20 protein-coding genes are annotated in these 20,212 nt (G+C 48.4%); 8 read left to right on the forward strand and 12 right to left on the reverse strand.

Going from position 1 to position 20,212, the window contains the following annotated elements:
- Positions 1–7 precede the first annotated feature (7 nt).
- From sufB to ldtE, 6 genes are all read left to right on the forward strand, one after another.
- On the forward strand, positions 8–1,492 hold the full coding sequence (gene sufB, locus MES37_RS06160; RefSeq protein WP_237930606.1) for a Fe-S cluster assembly protein SufB: 1,485 nt from the start codon (positions 8–10) through the stop codon (positions 1,490–1,492).
- A 16-nt stretch (positions 1,493–1,508) separates the two neighbouring features.
- Positions 1,509–2,255 (forward strand): Fe-S cluster assembly ATPase SufC, encoded by a 747-nt coding sequence (gene sufC, locus MES37_RS06165; protein WP_237930609.1) that lies wholly within the window; start codon positions 1,509–1,511, stop codon positions 2,253–2,255.
- A complete protein-coding gene (gene sufD / locus MES37_RS06170) occupies positions 2,230–3,510 on the forward strand; it encodes a Fe-S cluster assembly protein SufD (RefSeq protein ID WP_237930611.1) in 1,281 nt (426 codons plus the stop codon). The genes sufC and sufD overlap by 26 nt, the downstream gene beginning before the upstream one ends.
- Entirely contained in the window at positions 3,507–4,727 is a 1,221-nt protein-coding gene (gene sufS, locus MES37_RS06175; protein ID WP_237930613.1) for a cysteine desulfurase SufS, read from the forward strand. Before sufD ends, sufS begins: the two co-directional genes overlap by 4 nt.
- 13 nt (positions 4,728–4,740) lie before the next feature.
- A complete protein-coding gene (gene sufE / locus MES37_RS06180) occupies positions 4,741–5,157 on the forward strand; it encodes a cysteine desulfuration protein SufE (protein WP_121815530.1) in 417 nt (138 codons plus the stop codon).
- A 101-nt stretch (positions 5,158–5,258) separates the two neighbouring features.
- Positions 5,259–6,308 (forward strand): L,D-transpeptidase LdtE, encoded by a 1,050-nt coding sequence (gene ldtE, locus MES37_RS06185; protein ID WP_133523082.1) that lies wholly within the window; start codon positions 5,259–5,261, stop codon positions 6,306–6,308.
- Positions 6,309–6,380: 72 nt separating this feature from the next.
- Here the strand turns inward: ldtE and MES37_RS06190 are convergent, their stop codons facing one another.
- From MES37_RS06190 to ynhH, 3 genes are all read right to left on the reverse strand, one after another.
- Positions 6,381–6,617 (reverse strand): major outer membrane lipoprotein, encoded by a 237-nt coding sequence (locus MES37_RS06190; protein ID WP_034455915.1) that lies wholly within the window; start codon positions 6,615–6,617, stop codon positions 6,381–6,383.
- 307 nt (positions 6,618–6,924) lie between these two features.
- The gene (pykF, locus tag MES37_RS06195) at positions 6,925–8,337 is read right to left on the reverse strand and encodes a pyruvate kinase PykF (protein ID WP_064547424.1); all 1,413 of its coding nucleotides are present in this window, start codon (positions 8,335–8,337) and stop codon (positions 6,925–6,927) included.
- The gene (ynhH, locus tag MES37_RS24915; RefSeq protein ID WP_422387222.1) at positions 8,334–8,573 is read right to left on the reverse strand and encodes a protein YnhH; all 240 of its coding nucleotides are present in this window, start codon (positions 8,571–8,573) and stop codon (positions 8,334–8,336) included. Before ynhH ends, pykF begins: the two co-directional genes overlap by 4 nt.
- Positions 8,574–9,084: 511 nt before the next feature.
- On the opposite strand from ynhH, the gene MES37_RS06200 reads away from it, so the two are divergent.
- Positions 9,085–9,399, forward strand: a complete 315-nt coding sequence (locus MES37_RS06200; protein ID WP_064547422.1) for a hypothetical protein — start codon at positions 9,085–9,087, stop codon at positions 9,397–9,399.
- Between the two features lie 88 nt (positions 9,400–9,487).
- Here MES37_RS06200 and MES37_RS06205 read toward each other — a convergent pair whose 3' ends face one another.
- From MES37_RS06205 to pth, 5 genes are all read right to left on the reverse strand, one after another.
- Entirely contained in the window at positions 9,488–10,378 is an 891-nt protein-coding gene (locus tag MES37_RS06205; protein WP_237930614.1) for a transporter substrate-binding domain-containing protein, read from the reverse strand.
- A 55-nt stretch (positions 10,379–10,433) separates the two neighbouring features.
- Positions 10,434–11,351: an amino acid ABC transporter substrate-binding protein gene (locus tag MES37_RS06210; protein WP_237930616.1), complete on the reverse strand. Its 918-nt coding sequence runs from the start codon at positions 11,349–11,351 to the stop codon at positions 10,434–10,436.
- A 7-nt stretch (positions 11,352–11,358) separates the two neighbouring features.
- Complete coding sequence (locus tag MES37_RS06215) at positions 11,359–12,882, reverse strand: diguanylate cyclase domain-containing protein (protein WP_237930624.1); 1,524 nt, start codon at positions 12,880–12,882, stop codon at positions 11,359–11,361.
- Positions 12,883–13,311: 429 nt separating this feature from the next.
- A complete protein-coding gene (ychF, locus tag MES37_RS06220) occupies positions 13,312–14,403 on the reverse strand; it encodes a redox-regulated ATPase YchF (RefSeq protein ID WP_064547413.1) in 1,092 nt (363 codons plus the stop codon).
- Positions 14,404–14,540: 137 nt separating this feature from the next.
- A complete protein-coding gene (gene pth / locus MES37_RS06225; RefSeq protein WP_064547411.1) occupies positions 14,541–15,125 on the reverse strand; it encodes an aminoacyl-tRNA hydrolase in 585 nt (194 codons plus the stop codon).
- Positions 15,126–15,399: 274 nt separating this feature from the next.
- On the opposite strand from pth, the gene ychH reads away from it, so the two are divergent.
- A complete protein-coding gene (ychH, locus tag MES37_RS06230; RefSeq protein ID WP_064547408.1) occupies positions 15,400–15,678 on the forward strand; it encodes a stress-induced protein YchH in 279 nt (92 codons plus the stop codon).
- A 57-nt stretch (positions 15,679–15,735) separates the two neighbouring features.
- Here the strand turns inward: ychH and dauA are convergent, their stop codons facing one another.
- The 4 genes from dauA to lolB all read right to left on the reverse strand — a co-directional run bounded on the left by dauA (position 15,736) and on the right by lolB (position 20,102).
- Positions 15,736–17,442: a C4-dicarboxylic acid transporter DauA gene (dauA, locus tag MES37_RS06235; protein ID WP_237930626.1), complete on the reverse strand. Its 1,707-nt coding sequence runs from the start codon at positions 17,440–17,442 to the stop codon at positions 15,736–15,738.
- A gap of 97 nt (positions 17,443–17,539) precedes the next feature.
- A complete protein-coding gene (gene prs / locus MES37_RS06240) occupies positions 17,540–18,487 on the reverse strand; it encodes a ribose-phosphate diphosphokinase (RefSeq protein WP_008454180.1) in 948 nt (315 codons plus the stop codon).
- A gap of 122 nt (positions 18,488–18,609) precedes the next feature.
- Complete coding sequence (gene ispE, locus MES37_RS06245) at positions 18,610–19,479, reverse strand: 4-(cytidine 5'-diphospho)-2-C-methyl-D-erythritol kinase (protein WP_237930627.1); 870 nt, start codon at positions 19,477–19,479, stop codon at positions 18,610–18,612.
- Positions 19,479–20,102 carry a lipoprotein insertase outer membrane protein LolB gene (lolB, locus tag MES37_RS06250; protein WP_064547402.1) on the reverse strand — a complete coding sequence of 208 codons (624 nt, stop codon included), beginning with the start codon at positions 20,100–20,102 and terminating at the stop codon, positions 19,479–19,481. The genes ispE and lolB overlap by 1 nt, the downstream gene beginning before the upstream one ends.
- Positions 20,103–20,212: the final 110 nt, after the last annotated feature.

Consider the following 20,212-nt stretch of genomic DNA (forward strand, 5'->3'; position numbering starts at 1 on the left):
CGGGATTATGTCACGTAACACTGAAACGTCTGAAGAAGTGCAAATCTGGGCGGGCAGCCATTCTTATAAAGAAGGTTTTTTCACCCAGTTAAAAACCGACGAAATGGCGCACGGCATCAACGAAGATGTGGTGCGGGCAATTTCTGCGCGGCGTAATGAGCCTGAATGGATGCTGGAATTTCGCCTGAGCGCATATCGTGCCTGGCTTGAAATGGAAGAGCCGCACTGGCTGAAGGCCAATTACGAAAAACTTAACTATCAGGATTACAGCTATTACTCCGCGCCATCGTGCGGCAGTTGCGACGATAACTGTGAGTCTCAACCGGGTGCGGTTCAGAAACCCGGCAGCAACGCCTATCTGACCGGTGAAGTAGAAGAGGCATTTAAACAGCTAGGTGTTCCGGTGCATGAAGGCTCGAATATCGCCATGGATGCGATTTTTGACTCCGTTTCTGTTGCCACCACTTACCGTGAAAAACTCTCTGAACAGGGGATTATTTTCTGCTCCTTTGGCGAGGCGATTCACGAATTCCCTGAGCTGGTGCAAAAGTATCTCGGCACCGTGGTTCCGAGTAACGACAACTTCTTTGCCGCACTTAACGCGGCGGTTGCCTCCGACGGCACGTTTATTTATGTGCCGAAAGGCGTACGTTGCCCGATGGAGCTTTCTACCTATTTCCGTATTAACGCCGAGAAAACTGGGCAGTTCGAACGTACCATTTTAGTCGCTGATGAAGGCAGCTACGTCAGTTATATCGAAGGGTGTTCAGCACCTGTGCGCGACAGCTATCAGCTTCACGCAGCGGTGGTGGAAGTCATCATCCATAAAGATGCTGAAGTGAAATATTCCACGGTACAAAACTGGTTCCCAGGCGATGGCAACACGGGTGGCATTCTGAATTTTGTGACCAAACGTGCGCTGTGCGAAGGGGCGAATAGCAAAATGTCCTGGACGCAATCCGAAACCGGTTCTGCTATTACCTGGAAATATCCAAGTGTCATTCTTCGTGGCGATAACTCTATTGGCGAGTTTTTCTCCGTAGCGCTGACCGCCGGGAATCAGCAGGCCGACACTGGCACCAAGATGATTCACATCGGCAAAAACACCCGCTCGACGATTATCTCGAAAGGGATCTCGGCCGGACACAGCCAGAACAGTTATCGCGGTTTAGTGAAAATCATGCCGACGGCGACCAACGCCCGTAACTTCACACAGTGCGATTCGATGCTTATCGGCCCGGACAGCGGCGCGCACACTTTCCCGTATGTTGAGTGCCGCAATAATACCGCCCAGCTTGAGCACGAAGCCACCACCTCGCGCATCGGGGAAGATCAGTTGTTCTATTGCCTGCAACGCGGGATAGCCCAGGACGACGCGATATCGATGATCGTCAACGGGTTCTGTAAAGACGTGTTCTCAGAATTGCCGCTCGAATTCGCGGTGGAAGCACAAAAACTATTAGCGATCAGTCTGGAACATAGCGTCGGTTAAGGATTAAGGGAAAATTATGCTGAGCATTAAAGATTTACAGGTAAGCGTTGAGGACAAAGAGATCCTGCGCGGTTTGAGCCTTGAAGTGAAACCGGGCGAAGTACACGCCATCATGGGGCCGAACGGCTCCGGGAAAAGCACGCTTTCCGCAACGCTTGCCGGGCGTGAAGATTACGAAGTCACTGGCGGACAGGTGCATTTCAAAGGCAAGGATCTGCTGGAATTATCGCCGGAAGACCGTGCCGGAGAAGGCATTTTTATGGCGTTCCAGTATCCGGTAGAAATTCCGGGAGTCAGCAACCAGTTCTTCCTGCAAACCGCGCTGAATGCGGTGCGAGAGTATCGCGGCCTTGAAGAACTCGACCGTTTTGATTTTCAGGATTTGATGGAAGAGAAGATCAAACTGCTGAAAATGCCGGAAGATTTGCTGAGCCGTTCAGTGAACGTGGGTTTTTCTGGCGGTGAGAAAAAACGTAACGATATTCTGCAAATGGCGGTGCTTGAACCGGAACTGTGCATTCTTGATGAGTCAGATTCCGGGCTGGATATTGATGCGCTGAAAATTGTCGCTGAAGGTGTTAACTCCCTGCGTGATGGCAACCGTTCATTCATCATCGTTACGCACTACCAGCGTATTCTTGATTACATCAAGCCTGATTTTGTTCATGTGTTGTATCAGGGCAGGATTGTGAAATCGGGAGATTTCAGTCTGGTGAAACAACTGGAGGAGCAGGGTTATGGCTGGCTTACCGAACAGCAGTAACAGCAACGCTCTGCAACAGTGGCACCACCTGTTTGAAAGTCAGGGCGATAAACGCAGCAAAGAAGCGCAGGAACATATGCAGCAAATGCTGCGTCTGGGTCTGCCAACGCGCAAACATGAAAACTGGAAATATACGCCACTTGAAGGGCTACTGAATAATCAGTTTATCTTGCCCGCACCTGAAGTTTTTACAGCTGTGCAACGCGACGAGCTGGTGCTGCCAATAGATGCGTGGCGACTGGTGTTTGTCGATGGGCGCTTTAACGCTGAGCTAAGTGACGATCTCACCAATAGCGGTTTTGACGTTATCGTTGATGAAAAGCGTGATTCTTTGCCAGCAGCCGTGCAGGGTGAAGTGTTTCTGCATCTCACTGAAAGCCTCGCCGAAAGCGTGACGCATATCCGTGTTGCGCGAAATCATAGCCCCGCTAAGGCGTTGTTATTGATGCACATCAGCCGTGGCAGTGAATTGGGTGAAATGAATACTGCGCACTATCGCCACCATTTATCTCTTGGTGAGGGTGCTAAAGCGACGGTTATCGAGCATTACGCCAGTTTTGACGAGCACGCGCATTTTACCGGCGCACGCTTGACTGTCGATGCAGCGGCAAACAGCCAGTTGCACCACTACAAGCTGGCGTTTGAGAACGCGCAAAGCTACCACTTTGCCCATAACGATTTAGTGATAGGCCAGGATGCTACCGTTGACAGCAACAGCTTCTTGTTGGGTGCCGCGGTGTTGCGCCATAACACCAGTTCGCAGCTCAATGGCGAAAATACGCAGTTGCGCATGAACAGTCTGGCGTTGCCGATTAACAACGAAGTGTGCGACACGCGAACCTGGCTTGAACACAACAAAGGCTACTGCAACAGCCGTCAGCTGCATAAAACCATCGTGCGCGATAAAGGCCGTGCGGTGTTTAACGGCATGATCAAAGTGGCGCAGCATGCGATTAAAACTGACGGACAGATGACCAACAACAACCTGTTGCTTGGGCGTCTGGCGGAAGTGGACACCAAGCCGCAACTGGAAATTTACGCCGACGATGTGAAATGCAGCCACGGTGCCACCATCGGCCGTATCGACGATGAACAGATGTTCTACCTGCGTTCGCGTGGCATTAAAGAGCAGGCTGCACTTCAGATGATTATCTATGCCTTCGCCGCAGAGCTTACGGAAAGCATTCGTGACGAAGCATTAAAACAGCAAGTGTTGGCGCGGATCGGCCAACGGTTTGCAGGGGGCGAGGCATGAGTTTTTCCATAGAACGGGTGCGTGCTGATTTTCCAATTTTAAGCCGGGAGGTTAACGGGCAGCCGCTGGTCTATTTAGACAGTGCCGCTAGCGCGCAAAAACCGCAGGCGGTCATTGATGCTGAACTGGATTTTTACAGCCACGGTTACGCTGCGGTACATCGCGGGATCCATACGCTGAGCGCGGAAGCGACACAGTTAATGGAAAACGTACGCAACCAGGTTTCGCGTTTTATTAATGCGCAATCGCCGGAAGAAATCGTTTTTGTTCGAGGCACCACCGAAGGGATTAACCTGGTCGCCAACAGCTGGGGGCGTGCCAATATCCAGGCCGGAGATAACATCATTATTTCCACCATGGAGCACCACGCGAATATCGTGCCGTGGCAAATCCTCTGCGAGCATACCGGTGCAACACTGCGTGTGATTCCGCTGAATCAGGACGGCACGTTGCAACTGGATGTGTTCCCTACGCTGATTGATGAGCGTACAAAATTGCTGGCGATTACCCAGGTTTCTAACGTACTGGGCACTGAAAACCCGGTGCGAGAAATGATCGCCACAGCGCATCAGGCTGGTGTGAAAGTGCTGGTGGATGGGGCTCAGGCCATCATGCACCACACTATCGATGTGCAAGATTTGGATTGCGATTTCTATCTTTTCTCGGGGCATAAAATTTACGGCCCAACGGGTATTGGCGTGTTGTATGCCCGTGAAGAAATCCTGCAAAACATGCCACCGTGGGAAGGGGGCGGATCGATGATCGCCAGTGTGAGTCTGACCGCAGGCACGACCTACGCCGCGGCACCGTGGCGCTTCGAAGCGGGGACGCCAAATACCGCAGGCATCATCGGACTGGGCGCCGCGTTACGTTATGTCGATAGCCTAAACTTAACTGAGGTGAGCGAGTACGAGCAATCGCTGATGCGTTATGCGCAGCAGGCGCTAAAAGCGGTTCCAGACCTGACGATTTACGGCCCGGATCAACGTCTTGGGGTGATCGCGTTTAATTTGGGTAAACATCATGCCTACGACGTGGGGAGTTTTCTCGATAACTATGGCATTGCGGTGCGTACCGGGCACCATTGCGCCATGCCGTTAATGGCGTTCTACCAGGTTCCGGCGATGTGTCGCGCTTCGTTCGCCATGTATAACACTGAAGAAGAGGTGGATCGCCTGGTGACGGGGTTACAGCGTATCCATCGTCTATTGGGCTAACAGGGAGAAAGCCATGGCCACCATGCCCGACAAAGAAAAGTTATTGAAGAATTTCAGCCGCTGTAGCAACTGGGAAGAGAAGTATCTCTACATCATTGAACTTGGCGGGCGTCTGCCCGAGTTTCCTGAAAGTGAGCGCAAAGCGGAAAACACCATTCAGGGTTGCCAGAGCCAGGTGTGGATTGTGATGCAGCAACAGCCTGATGGTGTGATGAAGCTTGAGGGCGACAGCGACGCCGCGATTGTCAAAGGGCTGATTGCTATTGTGTTTATTCTCTACCAGCAGATGACTGCGCAGGATATTGTTGCGTTTGATGTTCGCCCATGGTTTGAGAAACTTGAGTTGGCTCAGCACCTTACACCTTCTCGTTCCCAGGGGCTTGAAGCAATGATCCGCGCAATCCGTACCAAAGCTTCTAATCTTAGCTAAACTCAAAGAACAGCTTTCATCCTGTAAACGCGAGGTAATTTTATTACCTCGTACGGTTTTCAGCATTCCGGCATTCCAGCCGGTGAATACAGGAATCCAGTATGAAGCGCGCGTTCTCTCAAATTACATTAATTCTTATCAGTGCTCTGGCGGCAAGCCAGTCGGCCTGGGCCGTTGACTATTTATTGCCCCCTCCGGGCAGCCGAATAATCGGCGAGAATCAAACCTATATTGTTCCTGGTGATGGTAAAAACCTTGAGGCAGTTGCTGCGAAATATAATACCGGAGTGTTACTGTTAATCGAGGCAAACAATACTGTTGACCCTTTCTTACCGAAACCGGGAAGTGAATTAACCATACCGTCGCAAATGATTCTGCCAGATGCCCCGCGTGAGGGGATTGTTATCAATTTGGCCGAGTTGCGGTTGTATTACTATCCGCCAGGGCAGAACCGGGTTGAGGTTTATCCGCTCGGTATTGGTCAGCTTGGGCGTGAAACACCCGTGATGGTGACTCGCGTCAGTCAAAAAATCCCTAATCCGACCTGGACGCCAACCGCGAATATTCGTGCACGTTCAGCCGCACAAGGTATTACGCTGCCCGCAGTGGTGCCAGCAGGGCCTAATAACCCACTTGGGCGTTATGCACTGCGCCTGGAGCAGGGCGGCGGCGAGTTTTTGATTCACGGTACTAATGCCCGTAACAGTATTGGCTTACGCGTGAGTTCGGGTTGTATGCGTATGCGTGCGCCGGATATTAAAGCGTTGTTTAGCCAGGTGGCGTGGGGGACACGGGTTCAAATCATCAACGAGCCGGTGAAATTCAGCATCGAACCTGATGGCAGGCGTTATGTGGAAGTGCATCAGCCGTTGTCGCGTAATGACTGGGAGAATCCACAAACCGTGCCGATTGCTATTTCAGCCTCGTTTGGTTCGTTTATCGACAACCCGATGAGTGACAAAGCGCAGGTGGATAGTGCCATCGCAAGGCGAGCGGGTTATCCGGTGTTAGTGAATGCTGCGCAAGGTGTTCCATCACAACCCGTCAACATTACCCCGATACAGAGCGTCAGAACGACCACAGGCAGCGCGCCTGCGACAAACAGTACTGGGAGCATGGTTAGCGGGCAGAGTAGCGTGGTGATGAATTAGAGGCGTTTTGAGTGCAGGATATTCAGGCAAAAAAAATGGCGCACAATGTGCGCCATTTTAATACAAGTACTCTTACTTACGGTAAGAGTGAGCTTGGTTGTCCAGACGCTGGTTAGCGCGTGCTGCGTCGTCTTTAGCAGCTTGAACGTCAGAACGCATTGCGTTCACGTCGTTGCTCAGCTGATCAACTTTAGCGTTCAGAGTCTGAACGTCAGAAGACAGTTGATCGATTTTAGCGTTAGAAGAACAACCTGCCAGCATAGTAGAAGCCAGGATTACCGCGCCCAGTACCAGTTTAGTACGATTCATTATTAATACCCTCTAGATTGAGTTAATCTCCATGTAGCGTTACAAGTATTACACAAAGTTTTTTATCTTGAGAATAAATTTTTGATGGGAATGCACTTAAATTTGATCGTTCGCTCAAAGAAACACCGAACCGAGGCTAAAACCTAAAAAAAATAGAAAAAACAGAGGATTTTAATCGGATTCATCTTAGTAAAACACGACTTAAATAGAGCAGGCCGATTTGCTTTTTAATCAGAAATGGCTTCTAAGCCGAATAAAAAAAGCGCCCGAAGGCGCTTTTTAAGCAAATTATTCGTTCACAGTAAATTTACAGTACGTGAACAGACGCAGTATTGGTTGTGCCACTTGGTACCAGAGCACCAGAAACCATCACTACGATGTCGCCTTTGCGAGCCAGGCCGCTTTCCAGCGCAACTTCTTTACCCAGACGGTAGAAATCATCAGTAGAAGCGATTTCTTTAACCAACTGAGGAATCACACCTTTGCTCAGAACTAACTGACGAGCAGTCACTTCATTGGTGGTCAGCGCCAGAATAGTTGCGTTCGGGAAGTATTTACGCACAGCTTTCGCTGATTTACCGCCCTGGGTTGCGACCACAATGACTGGCGCTTCCAGGTTTTCTGCAGTTTCAACCGCACCACGGCAAACTGCTTCAGTAATGCGCAGTTTACGGCTGTCATGGTTGTTATCCAGACGGCTGGTCATCACGCGGTCAGTACGCTCACAGATAGTAGCCATGATGGTCACGGCTTCCAGTGGGTATTTACCTTTAGCAGACTCACCAGACAGCATTACTGCGTCGGTACCGTCGATGATGGCGTTAGCAACGTCACCAGCTTCTGCACGGGTAGGGCGTGGGTTTTTGATCATGGAGTCGAGCATCTGAGTTGCAGTGATAACAACTTTACGAGCGCGAACACATTTCTCGATCATCATCTTCTGCGCGAAGATAACTTCTTCAACCGGGATTTCAACGCCCAGGTCACCACGAGCAACCATGATACCGTCTGAAGCTTCGAGGATTTCATCGAAGTTGTTCAGGCCTTCCTGGTTTTCGATTTTAGAGATGATCTGGATGTTTTCGCCGCCATGAGCTTTTAAATGCTCGCGGATTTCAACGACGTCAGAACGTTTACGGATGAAGGACGCAGCAACGAAATCAACGCCTTGTTCGCAACCGAAGATCAGATCTTGTTTGTCTTTTTCAGCCAGAGCGGGCAGAGCGATGGAAACACCTGGCAGGTTAACGCCTTTGTTTTCGCCCAGGTCGCCGTTGTTCAGTACTTTACAAACAACGTTTTTACCTTCAATTGCAGTGACTTCCATACCGATCAGACCATCGTCTACCAGTACAGTATTGCCCACGCTCAGGTCGCTGGTGAAACCTTCGTAAGTCACAGCAACGATGTCGCTGTTACCTACAACAGTTTTGTCAGTGGTGAACGTGAAAGTCTGGCCCGCTTTCAGAGAAACGTCTTTGCCGCCTTCCAGTTTGATGGTGCGGATTTCAGGACCTTTGGTGTCCAGCAGAATTGCTGCTTTCTTACCTGATGTCGCCATCACGTTGCGCAGGTTCTTGATACGCTGACCGTGTTCTTCGTAGTCACCGTGGGAGAAGTTCAGACGCATTACGTTCATGCCAGCATCAAGCATGTTGCTCAGCATTTCTTCGGATTCGGTTTTTGGACCGATGGTGCAAACAATTTTAGTCTTTTTCATGACAGTCTTATCTGTAAGTTGAGAAGGATTGTGAAAATTCGGTTCCGGTCGATACGGGCGCCGGAGCGCAAACTAAAGCTGGTATTGTTCAAGTGCCACCTGGTAAGGATAGGTGACAGAAATAAAGCGTGCAGAGGAAAGTGTGCTTGCGGTTCAGCCTGCCGGTGATGTGGATTGCTTTCTAATGTAATAAGACAGTTCAATGTGCTGAAACCATTCAAGTCAGGACCTCGCATATTATAGAGGTAACTTGCAGCGAAAGGAATTAAAAACACTGTTTCAAAATCGGAATGCGCAGAAATACAGCGAAGTGTTATCAATGCGTTAATAAAATATTGCCGAGACTGGTAAGGAAAAAAGAGTGGTGTCCTGTTTTTGGCAATGGGTTTACATCCGGAAAAACGCTTCAGCTTTCTCTATATGATGAATGGATCTTAAAAATTATTTGCAGAATGTAATATTTTGTTGAAAACAGATTGTGGGCATTAAAAGCCCCTTACTGGACAACGAACTTCCCACGCTGGCAAATCTCGTTACTATTCAGAAATAGCCCTTTACACGGTAAGCTTTCAATTGTTATTCACGGATGAGCAATTTAGCGCCAATTCACTTGAAATATTTTCAACTTAAGTTTTATTAATCTTTATGTGCTTGATTAGGTTATTTCTTAGCTACATTATTATTGAACAATGGATAGGAGGTAAATGATTTACCTCTGAGTGTTATTATTAATCACGGATTTTGATTATGTTGTCACTGGAAATGGAAGAAGATGTTGTCCTGCGGGTAAAAGGCATGGAGAAAATGCTTGAAGGAATTGTCCGCGAACTCAAAGCTAACAAGGGTGTTGTCGATGAGTTTATTCGGGATGATATTGCTAGATTCCGACATTGTTCAAAAGATGTAATATCACACCATGTTCAGGTTTCGCGCAGCGTACGTAAAAGACTGGAAGACGTCACCATCCATTCTCAAAAACGCGTACGCAAAACAGCACAGAATAACTTGTTATATGGTGTATTATGCGGTATGTCTTTCTGCATGATTCTGCAATTGATGTAATTAACATCAATTCATGGTAACTGTATTGAGGGAGAAAGTAAGCTTTCTCCCTTTTTTATCTCTGATATTCAGAAATATGATTGAATAATCATGACTCTTTTTGAGTTAAATATTTATACATGGACGATGTCAATGGGATATGAAGATTAATATTTTTGCCTGGTAAGGTATGATTAAACCATTGTTCATAGAACTGTTTGAAATCTGGGCGTTCAAATCGAGTTAAAAGCGTCTTATCAATAATTTTTTTAAACTCAGTATCGTCATGACGTAGCATAATACCGAGGTTCTGGGCAGGACCGAAAACCCCATCTGAAACAGCATATTGTGATGAATCCCCGCTATTTTCAATAAGTTCTCTTAATGACACTTCATTCATGGCAGCAGCAAAACATTTATGATTGCTCATCATATCAAATGACTCTTTCATCGTTGGTTGAGAAAGGATCAAAATATTAAGCTTTTGCAGACGGTTAAGCTGATTAAGATTCACTAAGTCAGATGAGCCTCTTGCCACACTGATTGTTTTCCCCGCTAAATCGTTATAGGTGTGAACAGAATTCCCTGCCTGCATCCCCGCACGTGTACTCACAGATAAATAATGGCGAGAGAAAAGAACGAGGCTTGCACGTTTCACAGTATCAGTGTTCACCGAACAGTCCATATCAATAATATTATGGTTTAGCATTGTGGTGCGCATCGTAAGGGGCACCGGAACATAATTAACCGCCAGATTGCTAATATGCAGTTCCTTTTTCAAAGATTCGGTAACATCTCTGCATAAGTCAATGACATATCCAATAACATGCCCATCGCTGGTTTTATAAGAGTAGGGGGCTGCATCACGATAGCCAATATTAATCATTTTACGTGCAGAAATATTCTGCAAAGTGGAGAGGTTTGAGTCGGCATGAACCAGTCCTGTATAGCAGACGAATAAAAAACTTAGGCTATATGTAAGAAAACTCATTTTTTTCATTTTTTTAACTTTTTATTGTTGGCTAAATTCCCCGGGGTGCCCCGGTGAAAACCTTTTAATAAGAATAAAATTGTTTCGAAAGCGTTGATTGCTGCAACTCAGGTGAAAATGGCAAGTTGAGCGTAATACCTTCAGGCATGATTGGCTGCATAAACCATTTGTTATAAATAGTAATGAATTCAGTGCTCAACATCAGGCGCTTCATCGCGTGATTAATCAACTCCGCAAATTGGGGGTTACCTTTCTGCATCGGCATTCCGATGGGCAGGCGCGGGCTTAGCAAGTCATCTGATAGGGTAAACGCCTCGGGATTGGCTGAAAGCGCTATTTGCCCAAGTAATAAAACCTCACTGGAGATAATTGCTGGCGTTCTGCCGCTTTCAAGTTCAGAGAAGGCTTTAACATTGTCGGTATCAAGGTCAATGTTAAGGGATAGCTGATACAAAGCATTAGCATCCTGGATGTGCCTGACGAACACGGTGCCACTTTTTACCATCACCGTATGCCCATTAAGTTCGGTAATGCCCGAAATATCATCTTCCTTACGCGAGACAAAACGAGTTGCCGAAAAGAAATAGGGCTCGGAAAACGTCACGGTTTGTTGGCGCTCGGCGGTGTAGATCGTGGGAATACATCCCATATCGATCGTTTTATTTTTGATGGTTAAAAATTGAGTAGCAGTGGTGACTGGAACCCAATTAATCTTCAACAATGGCAGATGAAGTTCCTGCCTGATCATGTCGACCAGTTTATAGCAGATATCAATGGAGTATCCGTGTGGTTTGTTATCTGCAACATAGGAGAAGGGGAAAACATCTGTCTCATAGCTCAGCGTAATCGCGCTGGTTTTCTCGATACTTGAAACCAGCTCATCTGCTCTGCTGGCAGAAGATGCCAGCAGGCTGAAGCTGAGCGTCAGTATCAGAGCCAGTGAGGATAATGAATAATTTAAATGAGAGACTCGATTCTTCATGGCTTTTCTATTTTCTCTTGCCCGGCTCTGTCGTCACTCGGGCATTGCCTGGCGCCTGGTCAAAATAGTTTCCCGATACAGTCATTGCTTCGTGGTTCATGGTCATGCCGTTAGCGTAGAAATGAAAGCAGTTGCGGCCGAAGTTTTTGGAGGTGTAAAGCGCGAGATCGGCGTGCGCAAATAAATCCTCGCGGGTTTGGCCGTGCTGCGGTGCGCAAGAAATCCCGATACTGCTACTGATGGCAAAAGTATGCCCACTGCAGTTAAAGGGAGCGTTAAGTGCATGTAACACTTTATTGGCTAACGCCTCGGCTTCTGAGATCTGGTTGCAATTAACCTGCTGAAGAATGGCAAATTCGTCCCCACCTAAGCGGATAGCCGTATCTCCACTGCTGACCAGGGTGGACAATCTTGTCGCTGATTCGACGAGCAACTCGTCTCCCACGACATGGCCGTAGGTGTCATTAACAGGTTTAAAATTATCCAAATCGATTAACAGGAGATTAAAAAGGGTGCCTTCGGTTTTCACTTTGACCAGTCGTCCGTCGATGGAATTTCGATAGGCAACTCTATTAGGTAGTAAGGTCAGAGAATCATGGTGCGCCATGTATTCCATTTTTAGTGCCATCTCCTGCATGCGTTGCAAATAGCCGCGCTCAACCATAGCGACCCGCAACTTTTCAATCGCCCTGGCGAGCTCACCTATTTCATCCTCCTGAGACTGGAACGGTGTAACCTGATCGGTTTTTTCATCGGCTATCGATGATACTGCCTGGATAAGACGGGGAACGGGGCGAAAAAGATTACGCACCAGCCAATTAACCACAACAACTGTCGCGCCGAGGATTAGAACCAGTATCAGTAAAGTGTGATTCAATAATTGATTATGGATCTCCAACAGTGCGTCACGTTCACCGATACTGGTGACCACAGCACCGAGTAACTTGCCTGACAAATTAACAATTGGAATCGAGCCGACGAAATACTCTTTGCAGCCGACAGTGGCAAATCCACGGTAATATTCCTTGAGTGCAAAGCCTGGGCCTTTATTATCATCAGTTATCGTGACTTGTTGTTGCGTTTGGGTATCAATAAAGCCGTGTTTATCATCGTAATACAATAACCACGTTGGATTATGAGTTTGCGTTGAAACCAGAGTCAGCATATCGGCTGGATTGAAACCTGTCTGGATTACGCTTTCGTCATCCCATAGCGGTCTTTCTGATTCAATGCTGACAACCTGTCCTTCGCTATTGGATTTAACAGCAACGGAAGTGTAGATATTACGAATAATATAGCTGGTAATTTGCGAATTAGTCGCAGCCTGCTTAAACCACTGTGTTTGAGAAATGCGCTTCACTTCAAAAAATCCAGCACCAGAACCAACGCTATAGGCAATCAAGACCCCAAGCATCAGGTAAATGGCTACCTTCCCGGTAATCGAATGATACCAGTGGTACTCCCCATGGTTGTTGGACTCCTTCCTTGCCGACGGCACAACTTCATGACGAATGAGCTCTTTATCAACCATTGTTCTGTACGTGCTCTTATTAAGTGATTAAAGAAGACTCTGGAGGAAAGTTATAAGTTGATAATTTTAATGTTCTTTATAGATCTGACTCTAAAATTACGGCTCTGGTAATGTTAGAAAAAAGTACTTACTCGTTACACTTATGAAATAAATGGTTTGGATAACAGGTAATGTTTACATGAGAGGGGCGGGATTATAAATCTGGCTATTTACTGCGTCAACGATAAATATTATTGTGGTCGATGTCCAAAAATATACACTTTATTCCTCATCTAAATAATTACTGTATAAAAATGGACAGTGGATAAGTTTCATTATTAGCGATAATGGATATATTCAGACGATAAAAAAAGCCCACGCAATAGCGTGGACTTTTAATTGTTTCATCTTCCAGCCCTGAGCATAAAAATGCTGTGGGCTGAAAGGGAATTAGACGTTGAACAGGAAGTTCATTACATCGCCATCTTTAACGATGTAGTCTTTACCTTCAGCACGCATTTTGCCTGCTTCTTTCGCGCCTTGCTCACCTTTGTAGGTGATGAAGTCTTCGAAGGCAATAGTCTGAGCACGGATGAAGCCTTTTTCGAAGTCAGTGTGGATTTTACCCGCAGCTTGTGGAGCTGTAGCGCCAACTGGGATAGTCCATGCACGTACTTCTTTCACGCCAGCGGTGAAGTAAGTTTGCAGGTTTAATAACTCATAGCCCGCGCGGATAACGCGGTTCAGGCCTGGTTCTTCCAGGCCCATTTCTGCCATGAACTCGTCACGGTCAGCATCGTCAAGTTCAGCAATATCAGACTCAACGGCGGCACAAACAGCAACAACCACAGAACCTTCAGCAGCGGCGATTTCGCGCACTTTGTCGAGGTATGGGTTGTTTTCGTAACCGTCTTCATTGACGTTCGCGATATACATCGTTGGTTTCAGCGTCAGGAAACTCAGGTATTTGATAGCCGCTTTGTCTTCTTCGGTCAGAGGAAGCGCACGCAACATACCCGCGTTCTCAAGCTGTGGCAGACATTTTTCCAGCGCAGCCAGTTCAGCTTTTGCGTCTTTATCGCCGCCTTTTGCTTTCTTCTGCACGCGGTGGATGGCACGTTCGCAAGTATCCAGATCTGAAAGCGCCAGCTCAGTGTTAATGACTTCGATGTCATCGGCTGGATCAACTTTGTTATTCACGTGAATGATGTTGTCGTTTTCAAAACAACGCACTACGTGGCCGATGGCTTCGGTTTCGCGAATGTTGGTCAGGAACTGGTTACCCAGGCCTTCACCTTTGGATGCGCCTTTCACCAGACCGGCGATATCAACGAACTCCATGGTAGTTGGCAGAATGCGCTGTGGTTTTACGATTTCGGCCAGTTTATCCAGACGTGGGTCCGGCATTGGTACCACACCAGTGTTCGGCTCAATGGTACAGAACGGGAAGTTTGCAGCTTCGATTCCCGCTTTGGTGAGCGCGTTGAACAGGGTTGATTTACCAACGTTCGGCAAGCCGACGATACCGCATTTGAATCCCATGGTTTAATTCACCTTAATTACTTGATATTCAATGAGTTGATGTTGTCTCATTGATAAAATGATCATAACTTTCCCCATTATACACCCAAACGGTATATAACGGGCGCAGAAATCCTTGCTGAAAGCCGCGAGAACGTTTATTGCGCTTTAAAGGCGTGCAGGCGATTGGTGGCTTTGGTTAAACCTTCTTTCAGCCATACCTCAGTGCAACGTGCCGCTTCGTCTACTGCGTCATCAATCAGCTTCTGTTCGCTGAGCGGCGGTTTACCCAATACAAAGCCGACAACTTTGTTTTTATCACCTGGATGGCCGATTCCGACGCGTAAGCGGTGAAAGTTAGGGTTATTGCCCAGTTTGCTGATGATGTCTTTCAGGCCATTGTGGCCACCGTGGCCGCCGCCGAGTTTGAATTTTGCTACACCTGGCGGTAGATCTAACTCATCGTGCGCAACAAGAATTTCATCTGGCGCGATGCGGAAAAATGTCGCCATCGCCCCAACAGCTTTACCACTGAGGTTCATAAACGTGGTTGGCACCAACAGGCGAACATCTTCACCGGCAAGGTTTATGCGCGCTGTGTAACCGAAGAATTTGCTTTCTTCTTTGAGCGACTGATTATGGCGCTGTGCAAGCAGATCCACATACCAGGCTCCTGCGTTATGGCGGGTTGCAGCATATTCCGCACCTGGATTTGCCAGGCCAACAATTAATTTAATGCTCACGTTTAATATCCTGAAAACAGACAAGAGCCGCGTAGTTTACTGTGCCCAGGACTCGATGACAAAGAAGCAATGCAATCCCTATTCAAGTGTTGAATAGTTCATCATCTAAACAATTAGAATTTCATGCTATTCAGCGAGTTATTTGTAAATATATGTAGGCTTTCATTCGTAATTGTGATCGCCCACGCACATAATTCGAAGCGGTGTTGTCTATACTTTACACACAAGGAATGGGGATTTCCCCCGCCGACCCAGGTACACCCGGAGGTGACATATGAAACGCAAAAACGCTTCATTACTCGGCAACATTTTCATGGGCTTGGGGCTTGTCGTCATGGTGGGTGGTGTTGGTTACTCAATTTTAAACCAACTCCCTCAATTCAATTTCCCGCAATATTTCGCCCACGGTGCTGTGTTAAGCATTTTTGTTGGTGCGGTGCTTTGGCTGGCTGGTGCGCGTGTCGGTGGGCACGAACAAGTAGGTGACCGTTACTGGTGGGTGCGCCACTTTGATAAACGTTGCCGCCGCGATGACAGCCATAAACATAGTTAACTAAATTTAGAAAATGAAAACGGTTCTGTCGCAGAACCGTTTTTTTTGGCAAAAACTTTACTCAGCCAATGCAGCCTGAATATCCGGGAAGAAAGCAAGGCGACCCGCAATGGGCTTAACACCCGCACGAGCCAGCGTTTTAAGCGGCTGAAACTCCAGGTTAGTTACCCGCAATTCGCAACCTTCCGGCAGTTTTTCCACAAAACGTTGAAACGCATCCAGTCCACCGGCATCCAGTACCGGAACGGCATCCCATTGCAAAATAATCAGATGGTTTTGCTCAACGCGCTGGGCGAGATCATTAAATAATCCCTCGGCGGCGGCGAAGAATAGCGGCCCGGTGACGCGTAATGCCAGCACACCTTCTGGTGTAGGAATGTTTACCGGTGCCAGACGGGTCATGCGGGCAATGCGACGCATAAACAGTAAAGAGGCCAGCACAATCCCCACGCTAATCGCGATAACCATATCGAACAGCACCGTTAACGACATGCAGATAAGCATGACGATGATGTCGTCTTTCGGCGCACGGCGCAGCAGGCTGACCACTTTATGCGCTTCACTCATATTCCACGCCACCATTAGCAGCAGGGCGGCCATTGCGGAAAGCGGCAACCAGGAAAGCAGAGGGGCCAGCACCAATAACGCCATAATCACCAGCAATGCGTGAATCACGGCAGCCATCGGTGATGTTGCGCCAGCGCGCACGTTGGCGGCTGACCGGGCAATGGCGGCGGTGGCAGTAATCCCACCAAAGAATGGCGCAATGATATTGCCCATCCCCTGGCCGATAAGTTCGCTGTTGGCGTTATGTTTGGTGCCCGTCATACCATCTAACACCACGGCGCACAGCAGCGATTCAATTGCGCCGAGCATCGCCATCGAAAAGGCTGCCGGGAGCAGGGCGCTTAAAGAATCCCAGCTCAGCGTGAAGTTTGAGTTGGGAATATTCCACGGCAGCATCAGTTGTGGCAACAATTGTGGAATGCCATTGCCCTGGGTGCCGTCAGCCAATACATAGTGGAAGCGTGAACCGATAGTCGCCACATCGAAGCCTGCTGCATGTACCGCTGCCATGGTGGCACAGCCTGCCAGCAGTGCCGGTAAGTGGCCGGGTAAACGAATGCCAAAACGCGGCCAGAGAATCAACACGCCGAGTGTCACGATACCAATTGCCGCATCGCCGAGATTAATTGTTGGCATCGCCATCGCCAGCGCCGCCACTTTATTCAGGTAGTGTTCCGGCACGTGTTCCAGCGTCAGGCCAAAGAAATCTTTCACCTGCATAGTGGCGATGGTAATCCCAATCCCGGAGGTAAAACCGAGTGTTACGGAAAGCGGGATGTATTCAATCAGGCGGCCAAACCGCGCCAAACCAAACAAAATAAGAAACACGCCGGACATCAATGTGGCGATGAGTAAACCCGCAAGGCCGAACTGTTGCGCCACCGGATAGAGGATCACCACAAACGCGGCTGTTGGGCCGGAAACACTGAAACGTGAACCGCCGCTTAAGGCAATCACAATCCCGGCAATCGCTGAAGTATACAGGCCATATTGCGGGGCGACACCGCTGCCAATCGCTAACGCCATCGCCAGGGGAATAGCAATAATCCCTACGGTAATACCAGCGATAACATCGCGGCTAAAACGAGAAACCGTGTATTTCTCTCGCCAACAAGCGTCTACCAGAGCGCGGAAAGGTAATATAGAAGAAGATACGTTTTTCACTTTGATTCCATCCGTGAGCGCATCATCTGTCATTTATGAGGGATATGGCAGGTGAAGGAGGCATTGGTTTAATAAATACATACTACAAAAGAAAAAACCCGCCGCAGCGGGTTTTTTTAAACGAGTTCGATTAGTGCTCGAACATCGCAGAGATTGATTCTTCATTGCTGATACGGCGAATAGCTTCAGCCAACATGCCAGACAGAGTCAGGGTGCGGACGTTAGGCAGTGCTTTGATTTCATCAGACAGTGGGATGGTGTCACATACGATAACTTCGTCGATCACGGAGTTACGCAGGTTGTGAACCGCATTGCCGGAGAAAATCGGGTGAGTTGCGTAAGCAAACACACGTTTAGCACCACGCTCTTTCAGTGCTTCAGCTGCTTTGCACAGAGTGCCGCCGGTATCGATCATATCGTCAACCAGTACACAATCACGGCCAGATACATCACCGATGATATGCATAACCTGGGAAACGTTAGCGCGAGGACGACGTTTGTCGATGATAGCCATGTCGGTATCGTTAAGCAGTTTTGCGATAGCACGAGCACGCACAACGCCACCGATATCTGGAGAAACCACGATTGGGTTTTCCAGGCCGATTTGCAGCATATCTTCTAGCAGGATTGGGCTACCGAAAACGTTATCTACAGGAACATCGAAGAAGCCCTGAATCTGTTCTGCGTGCAAGTCCACGGTGAGAACACGGTCAACCCCAACACTTGAGAGGAAGTCAGCAACCACTTTCGCGGTGATTGGCACACGGGCGGAACGCACACGGCGATCCTGACGAGCATAACCAAAGTAAGGGATAACAGCGGTGATACGACCTGCAGAAGCACGGCGCAGGGCGTCGACCATAACAACCAATTCCATAAGGTTGTCATTAGTTGGTGCACAGGTGGACTGGATGATGAAAATATCACCACCGCGTACATTTTCGTTGATTTGTACGCTTACTTCTCCGTCGCTAAAACGACCGACGGCGGCGTCACCAAGGGAGGTGTACAGGCGGTTGGCAATACGTTGTGCTAGTTCCGGGGTGGCGTTACCAGCAAAAAGCTTCATATCAGGCACGAGAAAAACCTCAGGCATGCGTCCAGTGGCGGATGGTACTACCGCAGCTTATGCGGGCGGGGTAGCGCCATCCAGGCGGTGTATAAAGAGCTTGATGCAACGTCTGAAACAAGGTGACGTTGTCACCAATACTCAGCTTGCCCGGATATGGCCTGATGCAGCGGGGAGACATTAACGCCTCGCGCAACAAACCCATGCAGCCATTCCGGGGCTTGCTTAAGCACCTGGCGGGCAGCGTTCTCGGTGTCAAATTCAGCAAACACACAAGCGCCGGTGCCGGTCAGGCGCGACGGCGCGTATTCTAACAGCCAGGAAAGCAGCTCATCAACCTTACGAAAACGTTTTCTTGCGATAACCTCACAATCATTACCAAATTCACAGTTTAATAACGTGTCAATTGATCTGATCGGGGTATTTCGTGGTAGCTCTGGATCTTTGAAAATGACAGGCGTGGGAATGCTGACGCCAGGATGTGCAACCAGGTACCACTTTTCCGGTGGAGAGACGGGGGTGAGCTTCTCACCAACACCTTCGGCAAAAGCGGCAAATCCACGCACGAATACGGGGACGTCGGCGCCGAGAGTGATACCCAACGCCGCCAGTTGATCTTCAGTCAGGCCGGTGTTCCACACATGGTTTAGCGCCACCAACACTGTTGCTGCATTTGATGACCCGCCACCTAAACCGCCGCCCATTGGCAATCGTTTTTCAACGCTGATTTCTGCCCCAGCACCCTGCGGCAACGTGCCCATCAGCAGGGCGGTGTCTTGCAATAATCGAGCCGCGCGGACAATTAAATTCTCTTCATCCGGCACCCCTTCAATCGGAGTAGCTAAGCGAATTTGACCATCATTTGTCGGCTCAATGCTGAGGGTGTCGCCATAATCAAGGAACTGAAATAAAGTTTGTAAATTATGGTATCCGTCTGCACGACGACCGGTGATATACAAAAATAAATTCAGTTTTGCTGGGGATGGCCAACGTTTTCTCATTATTTGACTGTCCAGTTATCCATTTTGAGTTTGATACGCTGTGAGCCTTCGCGCAGTTCCATATTTGACGGCAGAGCAGGCTGCACACTGTCGTCATAATCGCTATACACCACTTTCCAGGTTTTGCCGTCCTGGGTGTAGTTGATTTCACTCAGGCGATATTGAGCATCAATTTTATAGTCAGTGGCCTCACCCGGCAGGCCGAGGATCCATTGACGCAGGCTATTGAGCGGAATAGGCATTCCCGTCAATTTACCCACCATCTCTTCTGCATTATCGGCGACGTACTTTTTGCCATTGCGGTCAGTCAGTTGCACGACACCAGGCTGCGCATTGAGCTCAAGCTCGGTGCTGCCTAACGGGTTAGTCAATAATAAGCGATAGCGATCCGGCGAGGTTTGTTGCCAGTTATAGCGTGCATAAACTTTTTGACTATCGGAGAGATAAGCAAAAGCACCACGTGTTTGATATTGGGTGATTTTTTGTACTTGTTGCTGGTGTTGTAACCACTGCGGAGAGTCAGGACTTTTGCCTGGACCGCTTGGTTTTGGCGTGACACAAGCAGTCAAAATAAGGCTTGCCAGTGGCGCAAGGCGCAGCAGACGGGCTTTCGTCATAGACATAGAGGCAACGGTTCCTTCTCATTAATTTTAGTTGTTAACTGTTTATGCTAGCGGCGCATAGTCAGGTCGTCTATGGTCATGTTGTCTTAAATCATTAATTGTAGTGATAC

This window comes from Buttiauxella sp. S19-1 (assembly GCF_022134725.1).
GTDB classification, from domain to species: domain Bacteria; phylum Pseudomonadota; class Gammaproteobacteria; order Enterobacterales; family Enterobacteriaceae; genus Buttiauxella; species Buttiauxella ferragutiae.

Bases quoted from the DNA above. Each gene is read 5' to 3' on its own strand.
- MES37_RS06200 (WP_064547422.1), top strand. From the start codon at position 9,085: ATGTTGTCACTGGAAATGGAAGAAGATGTTGTCCTGCGGGTAAAAGGC.
- MES37_RS06190 (WP_034455915.1), bottom strand. From the start codon at position 6,617: ATGAATCGTACTAAACTGGTACTGGGCGCGGTAATCCTGGCTTCTACT.
- pykF (WP_064547424.1), bottom strand. From the start codon at position 8,337: ATGAAAAAGACTAAAATTGTTTGCACCATCGGTCCAAAAACCGAATCC.
- ispE (WP_237930627.1), bottom strand. From the start codon at position 19,479: ATGAGAAAACGTTGGCCATCCCCAGCAAAACTGAATTTATTTTTGTAT.
- sufD (WP_237930611.1), top strand. From the start codon at position 2,230: ATGGCTGGCTTACCGAACAGCAGTAACAGCAACGCTCTGCAACAGTGG.
- MES37_RS06210 (WP_237930616.1), bottom strand. From the start codon at position 11,351: ATGAAGAATCGAGTCTCTCATTTAAATTATTCATTATCCTCACTGGCT.
- ldtE (WP_133523082.1), top strand. From the start codon at position 5,259: ATGAAGCGCGCGTTCTCTCAAATTACATTAATTCTTATCAGTGCTCTG.
- MES37_RS06205 (WP_237930614.1), bottom strand. From the start codon at position 10,378: ATGAAAAAAATGAGTTTTCTTACATATAGCCTAAGTTTTTTATTCGTC.
- lolB (WP_064547402.1), bottom strand. From the start codon at position 20,102: ATGTCTATGACGAAAGCCCGTCTGCTGCGCCTTGCGCCACTGGCAAGC.
- dauA (WP_237930626.1), bottom strand. From the start codon at position 17,442: ATGACAGATGATGCGCTCACGGATGGAATCAAAGTGAAAAACGTATCT.
- sufB (WP_237930606.1), top strand. From the start codon at position 8: ATGTCACGTAACACTGAAACGTCTGAAGAAGTGCAAATCTGGGCGGGC.
- ynhH (WP_422387222.1), bottom strand. From the start codon at position 8,573: ATGCGAGGTCCTGACTTGAATGGTTTCAGCACATTGAACTGTCTTATT.
- sufC (WP_237930609.1), top strand. From the start codon at position 1,509: ATGCTGAGCATTAAAGATTTACAGGTAAGCGTTGAGGACAAAGAGATC.
- sufS (WP_237930613.1), top strand. From the start codon at position 3,507: ATGAGTTTTTCCATAGAACGGGTGCGTGCTGATTTTCCAATTTTAAGC.
- sufE (WP_121815530.1), top strand. From the start codon at position 4,741: ATGGCCACCATGCCCGACAAAGAAAAGTTATTGAAGAATTTCAGCCGC.
- ychH (WP_064547408.1), top strand. From the start codon at position 15,400: ATGAAACGCAAAAACGCTTCATTACTCGGCAACATTTTCATGGGCTTG.
- ychF (WP_064547413.1), bottom strand. From the start codon at position 14,403: ATGGGATTCAAATGCGGTATCGTCGGCTTGCCGAACGTTGGTAAATCA.
- MES37_RS06215 (WP_237930624.1), bottom strand. From the start codon at position 12,882: ATGGTTGATAAAGAGCTCATTCGTCATGAAGTTGTGCCGTCGGCAAGG.